Annotated in this window: 10 protein-coding genes; 9 read left to right on the forward strand and 1 reads right to left on the reverse strand. The window is 30.5% G+C overall.

From position 1 onward, the window contains the following. Together H9661_RS19820 and H9661_RS02710 are read left to right on the forward strand one after the other, a co-directional pair. The gene (locus H9661_RS19820) at window positions 1-1,290 is read left to right on the forward strand and encodes a 3D domain-containing protein (protein ID WP_191767659.1); all 1,290 of its coding nucleotides are present in this window, start codon (window positions 1-3) and stop codon (window positions 1,288-1,290) included. Window positions 1,291-1,470: 180 nt separating this feature from the next. Next, entirely contained in the window at window positions 1,471-2,748 is a 1,278-nt protein-coding gene (locus tag H9661_RS02710) for an NlpC/P60 family protein (protein WP_191767660.1), read from the forward strand. 47 nt (window positions 2,749-2,795) lie between these two features. On the opposite strand, the gene H9661_RS02715 is transcribed toward H9661_RS02710, so the two are convergent. Further along, window positions 2,796-3,740, reverse strand: a complete 945-nt coding sequence (locus H9661_RS02715; protein WP_191767661.1) for an alpha/beta fold hydrolase — start codon at window positions 3,738-3,740, stop codon at window positions 2,796-2,798. A gap of 153 nt (window positions 3,741-3,893) precedes the next feature. Here H9661_RS02715 and cls point away from each other — a divergent pair, with 153 nt between their 5' ends. From cls to aroE, 7 genes are all read left to right on the forward strand, one after another. Continuing rightward, window positions 3,894-5,324, forward strand: a complete 1,431-nt coding sequence (cls, locus tag H9661_RS02720) for a cardiolipin synthase (protein ID WP_191767710.1) — start codon at window positions 3,894-3,896, stop codon at window positions 5,322-5,324. 334 nt (window positions 5,325-5,658) lie between these two features. Then, a complete protein-coding gene (gene aroF, locus H9661_RS02725) occupies window positions 5,659-6,672 on the forward strand; it encodes a 3-deoxy-7-phosphoheptulonate synthase (RefSeq protein ID WP_143316630.1) in 1,014 nt (337 codons plus the stop codon). 19 nt (window positions 6,673-6,691) lie between these two features. Further along, entirely contained in the window at window positions 6,692-7,756 is a 1,065-nt protein-coding gene (gene aroB / locus H9661_RS02730; RefSeq protein ID WP_191767662.1) for a 3-dehydroquinate synthase, read from the forward strand. Further along, complete coding sequence (gene aroA / locus H9661_RS02735; protein WP_191767663.1) at window positions 7,756-9,057, forward strand: 3-phosphoshikimate 1-carboxyvinyltransferase; 1,302 nt, start codon at window positions 7,756-7,758, stop codon at window positions 9,055-9,057. Before aroB ends, aroA begins: the two co-directional genes overlap by 1 nt. Beyond that, window positions 9,035-10,129, forward strand: a complete 1,095-nt coding sequence (aroC, locus tag H9661_RS02740; protein ID WP_191767664.1) for a chorismate synthase — start codon at window positions 9,035-9,037, stop codon at window positions 10,127-10,129. Before aroA ends, aroC begins: the two co-directional genes overlap by 23 nt. Continuing rightward, window positions 10,117-11,256 carry a prephenate dehydratase gene (gene pheA / locus H9661_RS02745; RefSeq protein WP_191767665.1) on the forward strand — a complete coding sequence of 380 codons (1,140 nt, stop codon included), beginning with the start codon at window positions 10,117-10,119 and terminating at the stop codon, window positions 11,254-11,256. The genes aroC and pheA overlap by 13 nt, the downstream gene beginning before the upstream one ends. 11 nt (window positions 11,257-11,267) lie before the next feature. Further along, complete coding sequence (aroE, locus tag H9661_RS02750; protein ID WP_143316634.1) at window positions 11,268-12,077, forward strand: shikimate dehydrogenase; 810 nt, start codon at window positions 11,268-11,270, stop codon at window positions 12,075-12,077. Window positions 12,078-12,082: the final 5 nt, after the last annotated feature.

Genomic DNA, 12,082 nt, shown 5'->3' on the forward strand with positions numbered 1-12,082 from the left:
ATGAAGGTAAAAAAGTTAATGGCGACAGTATTATTATTAGGCATGGTTCAAACATTATTGCCTAGTGTTGATGCTAAAGCAGCAATAGTTGATGAGATGAAGTGGAAAATACACACAGCTACATCTATGGAAGAAATAGGTAATTCAAAGTGGCAATTTTTAATTGGAGACTACAATAGAGATGGTAGAGAAGATTTATATTGCATAAGGAAAGATGCAGGAAATCATACAAGTGTTCATATATTAGATGGATATTCAAATTATAAAGAAAATATGTTACATAAGGAGCTTCCAATAGAAGCGACAGGAGACAATTGGACATTTGTATTGGGAGACTATAATGGCGATGGTATTAAAGATTTATATTGCGTAAGAAAAGATAGTGGAGAACATACTAATGTGCATATATTAGATGGAAGTACAAATTTTCAAACATATATAGTTAGCAATATATTACCAATAGAAAATACAGATGAGAATTGGGATTTTAAAGCAGGAGATTATGACGGAGATGGTAAGGATGACTTATATTGCATAAAGAAAAATGGAGGAGAACATACAACTCTGCATATATTAAGTGCTAAAAGTGATTTCCATGAATTTTTATGTCGAGTACCATTACCAATAGAAAACACAGGAAAGAACTGGGAGTTTGGGGTTAGTGATTATAATGGAGATAAAAAGCCAGATTTTTATGGTATAAGAAAAGATGGTGGAGCTACTACAAATGTACATGTAATGAATGGTAGCGATAATTATCAATCGTTTTTACTGCAGACAACTACAATAGCAGGGGCTACTGATGATAAAACTGATTTTATGGTCGGTAAAGGAAGATTTAATATATATTTTGTTAATAAAAATGGGACAGGCAGTGGAAAAACTGAATTGCATATGTTTGGATTGGATGAATTAGTACAACCAGAGAAGCCTAAACAAGAAGATAAAATAGGAAAATCATATAGAGTAACATATTATACTACATTAGGTGGTGGATCTGAAACAGCTTCTGGAGTTTCTCTTAGAGGGAAGAATATAACAAATTGTAGATATATAGCAGTAGACCCAAGAGTTATTCCATTAGGGGCAAAAGTGTACATTGACTTTGGTGCAAATCATACTGTAACACATAATGGGATTACTACGGATTTAAATGGGTATTATCAAGCTGTTGATACAGGTGGTGCAATTAAAGGTTATAAAATAGATGTATTTTTAGGAGATGGCAGCTGGGAAAATGATGCCAATAGGTTAGGCGTTGGCCAGGCAACTGTTACTATAGTAGGTTAGTAATAATAAAATAAGTTTTTTATATCAATACACTGTTTATTGTAAGAATATAACTAGTTTATCATAAAAGTACTTAAGCGTTTGGATTAATATAAATCAAATATTATTATCCACTACATAAAGGTAACTTATGATGAGTTAGATATTATTAAATAAATTATATATAGTATGGGGGATAAAATGAAGGTAAAAAAGTTAATGGCGACAGTATTATTATTAGGTATGGTTCAAACATTATTGCCTAGTGTTGATGCTAAAGCAGCAATAGTTGATGAGATGAAGTGGAAAATACACACAGCTACATCTATGGAAGAAATAGGTAATTCAAAGTGGCAATTTTTAATTGGAGACTACAATAGAGATGGTAGAGAAGATTTATATTGCATAAGGAAAGATGCAGGAAATCATACAAGTGTTCATATATTAGATGGATATTCAAATTATAAAGAAAATATGTTACATAAGGAGCTTCCAATAGAAGCGACAGGAGACAATTGGACATTTGTATTGGGAGACTATAATGGCGATGGTATTAAAGATTTATATTGCGTAAGAAAAGATAGTGGAGAACATACTAATGTGCATATATTAGATGGAAGTACAAATTTTCAAACATATATAGTTAGCAATATATTACCAATAGAAAATACAGATGAGAATTGGGATTTTAAAGCAGGAGATTATGACGGAGATGGTAAGGATGACTTATATTGCATAAAGAAAAATGGAGGAGAACATACAACTCTGCATATATTAAGTGCTAAAAGTGATTTCCATGAATTTTTATGTCGAGTACCATTACCAATAGAAAACACAGGAAAGAACTGGGAGTTTGGGGTTAGTGATTATAATGGAGATAAAAAGCCAGATTTTTATGGTATAAGAAAAGATGGTGGAGCTACTACAAATGTACATGTAATGAATGGTAGCGATAATTATCAATCGTTTTTACTGCAGACAACTACAATAGCAGGGGCTACTGATGATAAAACTGATTTTATGGTCGGTAAAGGAAGATTTAATATATATTTTGTTAATAAAAATGGGACAGGCAGTGGAAAAACTGAATTGCATATGTTTGGATTAGATGAACTAGTACCAACAACTCCAACAGAAACTTCAGAGCAGAAAGTTATTAATGAAGCAATGAAACATTTGGGTAAACCATATGTATATAATACTACAGGCCCAGATACTTTTGACTGTTCAGGATTTACTTCTTATGTGTATAGGCATGCTTTAGGAATTGAGATAGGTAGGGATACTTATGCTCAAGTTAATTCGGGTAGAGAAGTATCACAAAGTGAATTAAAACCTGGTGATTTAGTATTCCCAAAGAAGGATCACGTTGGAATATACATTGGAAATGGGAAAATGATACATGCTCCGCACCCAGGAGATGTGGTTAAAATAGCTAATGTATATGCATTTTGGAAAGCAAGAAGAATAATAGGATAAGAAATAAAAAGTGAACCATGCTAATGAGTTTTGGTTCACTTTTTATTTTAAGCTTTAATTATCGTTTTAACAGCATTTATTAATATTTCTTCATCATAATAATGGATAAAGTGATCAGAATTTTTAACTACTACTTGGGATGACTTATTTGACCAAGAGAGCATTTCTTCTTGCGATTGAAACCAAGTCTTGTTAAATTCTTTTGAAAAGGATTTTCTGTTTCCAGCAGTAATAATATATAGAGGTGTATTTTTAAAGTTTATATCTTCCTTTAATACCAATGAACAATTAGATGAAAAATTTTTAATTTCTTTTATCATATATTCATTATAAAAGTTTTTAATGTTAAGACGTTTTTTTAGTGATATTAGTTCTTTGGTAGATGTATTTCCTGAAATTTTTTTCTTTACACTTGGAATTAGTGTTATAAGTCTATAAATTCCTGTAAATTTAAAGAAGGTAGCTATTCGTAAATAAACTATAGATGGAAGTTTAATTTTAGCCTTAAAAGTAGGATTAACCCCATCCTCCATTATTATACCTTGAACTTCGTGAGGATATAATTGAGCATATCTTATAATTTCTATGCTTGCCATTGAGTGACATAAAAAAATGTATGGAGGTGTATGACCATTCTCTTTTAATGAATATCTAATATCATTTACAAGATTATCTAGGCCTATAGAGGAAGAAAGATCTGGGCTAAAACCATATCCATATCTTTCGTATAAAGCAGTATTTGAAAATTTTGAAATTTTGTCTTGAAGATTGTAAAAATCACAATATGGGCTAGTAACTCCTAAGTTAGAAGCAATAACAACAGTAGTGGGCCCAGTACCTTTGGAAAATACATTAATGTTACCATGGGGAGTTTTAACTAATTGTCCTGGGTTAACAAAATTTTTATTTTGATAAAATAAAATAATCTCTTCTAATATTAATCCTATTGTGAGTAGGGATACTATTATGAGAACTAAATATAAGAAAACCATAGTCCAACCTCTTTCCATAATTTGCTATAATATAAATATAGGATATTTTAATTAATAGGTCAACTGTAGTTCACAAGTATTATTTGCCTAATTTACATAAAAAATATATAATTTTATGTAATCATAATTCACCTAGGAGGAAAAATAAGAATGATGTTTTTAATATTTTTGATTGGTGCACTTCTGATAATAAATGTAGCATTTTGTTTATCTTTAATTTTTATCGAAAGAAAAGATCCAACAACAACCTGGGCGTGGTTATTAATAATGATTATACTGCCAGGTTTAGGGTTTATAATATATATTTTACTTGGTCAGAATTTAAGTAGAGAAAAATTATTTAAGGAAAAAACTTTTAATGATGCAGTAAAGAGAAGAGAGTTATCAAAAAGCATTTTGGAAGATGGGCAAAGACATCATGTAGCAAGTGAATATCTAGATTTAATTAGGATGAATTATAATCATTGCGGAGCTAAGTATACTACAGGAAATTCTGTGGATATATATTATGATGGTGAAGACAAATTTAGAGAATTGATTAAAGATTTAAAAAAAGCACAAAGATTCATTCATATTCAGTATTATATATTTAGAAGAGATTCAATTGGAAAGAAGATAATAAACATATTAGAGCAAAAAGCAGCTCAAGGAGTGGAAGTAAGATTTTTAGTTGATAGTATGGGATCATATACTTTAACAAAAAATCTTATGAAAAAACTTACTGAGAATGGAGGGAAGTTTGAAATATTTTTTCCAGGGGTGTTGCCGCATATAAATACACGTATTAATTACAGAAATCATAGAAAGATTGTGGTAATAGATGGTGAGTATGGATACATTGGTGGCTTTAATGTAGGCAAAGAATACATTAATGAGGATAGGAAGATAGGTTTTTGGAGAGATACTCATATCAGAATTAAAGGAGAAGCAGTTAATGAGTTAACTGATAGATTTCTATTAGATTGGTGTTATGCATCAGGAGAAAATATAGATAATTTTGAAAATTTTTATCCTGAGAAGACGTATAATGATGGAGATATAGGGATACAAGTAGTAACAAGTGGACCAGATCACGAAGAACAATATATTAAACACGGTTATTTGAAAATGATTAATAATGCTAAAAAGAGTATTTTTTTAGAAACTCCATATTTTGTTCCAGATGAACCAGTGCTTGAAGCATTAAAATTATCAGCTTTATCTGGAGTAGATGTGAGAATAATAATACCAGCAAATCCAGATCATATATTTATGAAGTGGGCAGCAAATTCATATATAGGAGAACTATTAGATTTAGGAGTGAAGGTGTATGAATATGAGAATGGTTTTATTCATGCCAAAACTATAGTGGTAGATGGACAGGTTTCTACAGTAGGAACAGCTAATATGGATATCAGAAGCTTCAAACTTAACTTTGAGGTTAATGCGTTTATTTATGATGATAGGATAGCTAGAAATTTAGAAAGACAGTTTTTTATAGATATTGAAAATTCTAAAGTAATAACAAAAGAAAATCATGATGGAAGAAGTAGACGTACAAGAATAAAAGAATCACTAGTAAGATTACTTTCTCCAATTTTATAAAAAACAGTAAAAATTATTGACAATATTAGTGAAATTGATATAATAATAAGAAAAGGATAAAAAAATAAGGGAAAATATACAAATTTAATAATGGAGGACACTATGGAAGGAATGGTTAAAGAAGTATTAGCAAAATCTTATAGCTTTTTTTACTTTATATTCTGGGGCTTTTATTTTAGCGCTGGCTATTTATTTTGCAAAAAAAAGAATAAATCCTTTCTAATGAGTGTATAGTTGTTATTAGTGTATAATAAATTGTTTTAAATGATTATTTGAGAGAACTCATTAGTGAGTTCTCTTTTTTAATATATAAAAAAAGAGGGGGCAATAAAAAATGATAGTAATATTAAAACAAGGAACAACACAAAAAGAAATTGATAACATTACAGATGCGATTGAAAAAAAAGGTGTTAAGGTTAATCCCGTTATTGGTAAAGAACTAATAATACTAGGCTTAGTTGGAGATACAAGCAAGATTGATCATACACAAATTGAAGCCAACAGAAATGTTGAAAAAGTTATGCATGTGGCAGAGCCTTTTAAAAAAGCTAATAGAATGTTTCATCCTGAACCATCAATTATAGATGTAAATGGAAATAAAATTGGTGGTAATAAAATTGCAATGATTGCAGGACCATGTTCTGTTGAAAGCGAAGAGCAAATTACATCAATTGCTGAAGATGTTAAGAAAAGTGGGGCAAATTTCTTAAGAGGTGGTGCTTTTAAACCGAGAACTTCACCTTATGCATTTCAAGGATTGAAGTATGAAGGATTAGAATTACTAAAGAAGGCGAAAGAGAAAACAGGACTTCCAATAGTAACTGAAATTATGTCGCCATATGATATTGATAAGTTTGTTGAAGATGTAGATGTAATACAAGTTGGAGCAAGAAATATGCAAAACTTTGATTTATTAAAAGAACTAGGGAAAACAAATAAAACAATTCTTTTAAAGAGAGGATTGTCAGCTACTATAGAAGAATGGCTAATGTCAGCTGAATATATTATGGCTGGGGGAAATGAAAATATAGTTCTTTGTGAAAGAGGAATAAGAACCTTTGAAACTTATACAAGAAATACCTTAGACTTAAGTGCTGTTCCAGCTATTAAGAAACTTAGTCATCTACCAATAATAATTGACCCAAGTCATGCTACAGGAAAATGGTGGATGGTTGATCCACTTGCAAAGGCAGCTATTGCAATTGGTGCAGATGGATTAATTATAGAAGTTCACAATGATCCAGCAAATGCGTTATGTGATGGACAACAATCAATCAAGCCTAGCGTATATAACAATTTAGTTACAGAATTAAGGTTAATAGCTAAGGCTATTGGTAGAGAAATTTAATATAAGGAATGATTAAACTATGGCAAGAAAATTATATGTTGATCTAAAAGAGAATAGCTATAATATTTTTATTGAAAAAGGGATATTGAATAAAATTGGTAGAAAGATAAAAAATATCTATAATGGGAAAAAGATATTTATTATAACTGATGAAAATGTAAATAAGTATCATGGAGATAAAGTTAAAGAGTCTCTTGAAGGTGCTGGGTTTAATACAAAGATTATGGTATTAAAACCAGGTGAAGAGACTAAGTCTTTTAATACTCTTCCTAAGATATATAATGAATTACTTGATTTTAAGCTTAACAGAAAGGAACTCATAATAACTTTAGGTGGTGGAGTTATTGGAGATTTAGGGGGCTTTGTAGCTTCCACATTCTTAAGAGGGGTAGCTTTTATACAAGTACCAACATCTTTATTAGCTCAGGTAGATAGTTCTGTTGGAGGAAAAGTAGCTGTTGACCTTGAAAGAGGAAAAAATCTTGTAGGAAGTTTTTATCAGCCAAAAGCTGTTTTCATAGATCCAGAAGTACTTAGTACATTACCTGAAAAGTTTTATAGAGATGGTATGGGTGAAGTGATTAAATATGGATGTATTAAAGATAAAAAATTATTTGATATGTTAATAACCTTGAAAGATAGGAAAGAAGTTATGAATAGCATAGAAGATATAATTTATACATGTTGTTCTATTAAAAAAGATGTAGTAGAAAAAGATGAAAAAGATCTTGGAGAGAGGATGTTACTAAATTTTGGACATACATTAGGGCATGCGGTAGAAACTTTCTATAACTTTACAGGATTTAGTCATGGAGAAGCTGTTTCTATAGGTATGTATAATATTTCAATTTTAGGTGAAAAGCAGGGGATAACTAAAATTGGAGTTTCAGATAGGATTAAGGAGATTTTGGTAAATTATCAATTACCATATGAGATTAATATAGAGCATAATGAAAAAATAGTAGATACTATAGCGTTAGATAAAAAGAATCTTGGGGACAAATTAAAGATAATACTACTAAAAGATATTGGAGAAAGTATTATATATGATACAACACCTGATTTTTTTAAGGAGGTGAATTAATGGGGAGTATAAAGATATATCCGAATAAACTTAATGGAAAAGTGAAAATACCACCATCGAAGAGTATGGCTCATAGAGCTGTAATATGTGCAGCTTTAGGAGATGGAATAAGTAAGATATCTAATATAGATTTTTCAGATGATATTATAGCTACAATTGAAGCTATGAGGGCTCTTGGAGCAATAATAAATAACATATCAGAAGATTCTATAGAAGTAAAAGGGATTAATTCAAAGGATATTTTATCATCAAGAGAATACGAAAGAGTTATAGATTGCAATGAATCTGGCTCAACATTAAGATTTTTAGTTCCGATTGCCTTAGCATTTGAAGGTGTCACTAGATTTGTTGGAAAAGGAAATCTTGGGAAACGTCCATTAGATACTTACTATGAAATGTTTGATGAACAAGGTATTAATTACACCTATAAAGAAGATGTTCTTGACTTAGTTACATCTGGATTGCTAAAGTCTGGAGAATTTAGAGTTAAAGGAAATATAAGCTCTCAATTTATAACAGGGCTAATGTTCTCTCTACCTCTTTTAGAAGGAAATTCAAAAATAATTATAACAACAGAATTAGAATCTAAAGGATATTTAGATTTAACATTATCTGCAATTAAAGATTTTGGAATAGAAATTGTTAATAATGATTATAAGGAATTTGTTATAAGAGGTAATCAAAAGTATAAAAGCCAGAACTATAGAGTCGAGGGGGATTATTCACAAGGAGCCTTTTTCTTATCGGCAGATGCATTAGGATCAGATGTAAAGGTAGTAGATCTTAAAGAAGATTCCCTTCAAGGAGACAGAGAGGTAGTAGATATACTTTCTAGAATGGGAGCATCTATAGCTAAAGGAGAGGACGGTTTTGTTGCTAAAGGTAATGAATTAAATAGTACTTTAATAGATGCGGCACAATGCCCTGACATAATTCCAGTATTGGCATTAGTTGCATCTTTAAGTAAAGGTAGAACTGAGATAATTAATGCCGAAAGACTTAGAATAAAGGAATGCGATAGATTAAAGGCTGTTAAGTTAGAATTAAATAAGTTAGGTGCAAAGATTTGTGAAAAAGAGGATGGGTTAGTTATAGATGGTATAGATGAACTTAGTGGTGGCATAGAGGTATGGAGCCATAAGGATCATAGAATAGCAATGACACTAGCAATTGCATCAACTATATGTAAAGATCCAATAATTATAAAGGATTATGAATGCGTATCTAAATCTTATCCACATTTTTTTGATGATTTTAAGATGTTAGGAGGATGTTTTGATGAGTGGAATGTGGGGAAATAATTTAAAGATATCCATATTTGGGGAGTCTCATGGAAATGCTATTGGAGTTACTATAGATGGACTTCCTTCAGGAATAGATTTAGATTTATGCAAAATTGATAAAGAAATGAAGAGGAGAGCCCCAGGTAGAAATAATTTATCCACAGCTAGGAAAGAAAGTGATGTTCCAGAGATTTTAAGTGGATATTTTGAGGGTAAAACAACAGGCACTCCGCTATGCGCTGTTATTAGAAATGTTGATACTCGTTCAAAAGATTATGGAAAACTTAAAGATTTAATGAGACCAGGGCATGCAGATTATACTGGAGCTATAAGATATGGTGGATTTAATGATTATAGAGGTGGAGGACATTTTTCGGGAAGGATAACAGCTCCATTAGTATTTGCTGGTGCAGTATGTAAGCAAGTATTAGCATTAAAGGGAATAGAAATAGGTGCACATATAAATAGTATAAAAAATGTAAAAGATAAAAGTTTTAATTACACAAGTATATCCAAGGAAGATCTTCAAAGTTTTAGTACAGAAGAATTGCCATTAGTTGATAGATCTAAAGAAGAGGAAATTAGAAAAACTATATTAGATGCAAAGAAAAAAGGTGATTCTGTAGGAGGAACAATAGAATGTGCTGTAGTTGGTATAGAGCCAGGTATAGGAAATCCATTCTTTGATTCTGTAGAATCTATATTATCACATCTTCTATTTTCAGTACCGGCAGTAAAGGGAGTTGAGTTTGGTTTAGGTTTCGGAATAACTGAAGTTTATGGATCTGAGAGTAATGATGACTTTTACTATGAAGGAGATAGCGTAAGAACTAGAAGCAATAATAATGGGGGAATATTGGGGGGAATAACAAGTGGTATGCCAATAATATTTAAGGTAGCCATAAAACCAACTCCATCAATATCAAAACAGCAAGATACAGTAAATATTAAAGAGGAAAAAGAGGATACATTAATTATTGAAGGAAGACATGATCCATGCATAGTCCAAAGAGCAGTCCCAGTTGTAGAAGCCATAACAGCTATCGGAATACTTGATTTAATAAAGGAGAGATATGGATGGCAGATTTAGAAGACTATAGGAAAGAAATAGATAATATTGATAAAGAATTAGCTATTTTATTTGAAAAAAGAATGAATATGGTTCTTAAGGTTGCAGAGTACAAAAAAGAAAATAATATTGAAATATTTCATAGGAATAGAGAAGATATGGTGTTAGAAAAGGCTATAAAAAATCTACAAAACAAAAATTATTCAGATGAAATAGTTAAGTTTTTCAATGTTGTTATGGAAATTGGAAAAGGGCTACAAAGAAGGATGATAGAAGATGTTAAAAAGTTATCAGAAATAGCAGTAAAAAAATCTGAGATAGATAAGAATAAGAAGATTGGATTTCCTGGTGTAAATGGCTCTTTTACAGAGGAAGCTGCTATAAAGTTTTTTGGCGACAATAGCAATAGAATTTCTTATGAAGGGTTTGATGATGTATTTAAGGCAATAGGGCTAGGCCAAGTTGAATATGGTATAGTTCCAATTGAAAATTCATCAACAGGGGCTATTTCTGAGAATTATGATCTTTTAAGAAACTACGGTTTTTATATTGTAGGAGAAGAGTGCATAAGGATAGATCAAAATTTAGTTGGTATTAAAGGGACTAAGGTTGAAGAAATAACCGAAATATATTCACATCCTCAAGGAATTGAACAAAGTAGTGATTTTTTAAAGAAACATCAACATTGGAAAATGATTCCGTTTCATAATACGGCAACAAGTGCAAAACTTATAAAAGATCTTTCAGATACGACAAAAGCTGCAATTGCAAGTAAAAGAGCAGCAAAGATTTATGGACTAGAAATAATAAAAGAGTGTATAAATAATCAAAAGGATAATTACACAAGATTTATTATTATATCTAAAAAACTAAATATAGTTCAAAATTCAAATAAAGTAAGTGTAATGTTTTCACTTGAAAATGAAGCTGGAACATTATATAGATTACTTAGACATTTTGCAGAAAATAATATAAATATGATTAAGATTGAATCAAGACCTATGAAGGATAGTTCATGGAAATACTTTTTATATGTAGATTTTGAAGGGGATATAGAGAGCGAAGAAGTAATTAGTGCTTTAAAACTCATAGAAAGAAATTCTGCATATTTTAAATTATTAGGGGCTTATGAGAAAAGAATAAATTAAGGGGGAGAATCATGGAGTTTTATGGTTTGGTTGGGGCAAGATTATCCCATAGTCTTTCTCCAGAAATAAATAATAGAATATATGAGCTGTTAAATGTAGAAGGAGCTTATAAACTTTTTGAGATTTCTAATGAAGATATAGGAAAACTTGGTGAAGCTATTAAGTTATTAAAGATAAAAGGGGTTAATGTAACTATACCATATAAAGAAGTAGTAATGGATCAACTTGATGAAATATCTAAAGAAGCTCAGGCAATTGGAGCTATAAATACTATATTGTTTAAGAATGGAAAGTTATATGGATATAATACTGATTATTTTGGATTTGGTAGTATGCTTTCAATAAATAATATAGAAGTAAAGGGTAAAAGTTGTGTGATTTTAGGCACTGGTGGAGCTTCAAAAGCTGTAGCTACATATCTTATGGATGAAGAAGCTAAGAATATTTATTTAGTAAGTAGGGATAAAAATAAAGATATTAAGATAAATCCTAAGATGAAATTGATAGATTATGCTGAATTAAAGGATATTCATGGAGATATTATAATAAATACTACGCCTGTAGGAATGTATCCTAATGTAGGGGTATCACCGGTAACTAAGGATATATTGAAAAAATATGATACTTTAGTAGATATAGTATACAATCCTGAAACAACTGAATTTATGAGACTTGGACAAGAACTTGGAAAGAAAACTTGTGGTGGTTTATATATGCTAGTTGGGCAAGCTGTTAAAGCTGAGGAATTGTGGCTTGATAGAAATATTGACATGAAAGTATTAAATAAAATTTATGAGGAAATAGAAAATAAGTTTAAATAGGGGGA

This window comes from Clostridium cibarium (genome assembly GCF_014836335.1).
Taxonomy (GTDB): domain Bacteria; phylum Bacillota; class Clostridia; order Clostridiales; family Clostridiaceae; genus Clostridium; species Clostridium cibarium.

What these genes read in the sequence shown, in the direction of transcription:
- aroA (WP_191767663.1), top strand. Translation starts at nt 7,756, where the DNA reads ATGGGGAGTATAAAGATATATCCGAATAAACTTAATGGAAAAGTGAAA.
- aroC (WP_191767664.1), top strand. Translation starts at nt 9,035, where the DNA reads ATGAGTGGAATGTGGGGAAATAATTTAAAGATATCCATATTTGGGGAG.
- aroE (WP_143316634.1), top strand. Translation starts at nt 11,268, where the DNA reads ATGGAGTTTTATGGTTTGGTTGGGGCAAGATTATCCCATAGTCTTTCT.
- H9661_RS19820 (WP_191767659.1), top strand. Translation starts at nt 1, where the DNA reads ATGAAGGTAAAAAAGTTAATGGCGACAGTATTATTATTAGGCATGGTT.
- aroB (WP_191767662.1), top strand. Translation starts at nt 6,692, where the DNA reads ATGGCAAGAAAATTATATGTTGATCTAAAAGAGAATAGCTATAATATT.
- pheA (WP_191767665.1), top strand. Translation starts at nt 10,117, where the DNA reads ATGGCAGATTTAGAAGACTATAGGAAAGAAATAGATAATATTGATAAA.
- cls (WP_191767710.1), top strand. Translation starts at nt 3,894, where the DNA reads ATGTTTTTAATATTTTTGATTGGTGCACTTCTGATAATAAATGTAGCA.
- H9661_RS02715 (WP_191767661.1), bottom strand. Translation starts at nt 3,740, where the DNA reads ATGGTTTTCTTATATTTAGTTCTCATAATAGTATCCCTACTCACAATA.
- aroF (WP_143316630.1), top strand. Translation starts at nt 5,659, where the DNA reads ATGATAGTAATATTAAAACAAGGAACAACACAAAAAGAAATTGATAAC.
- H9661_RS02710 (WP_191767660.1), top strand. Translation starts at nt 1,471, where the DNA reads ATGAAGGTAAAAAAGTTAATGGCGACAGTATTATTATTAGGTATGGTT.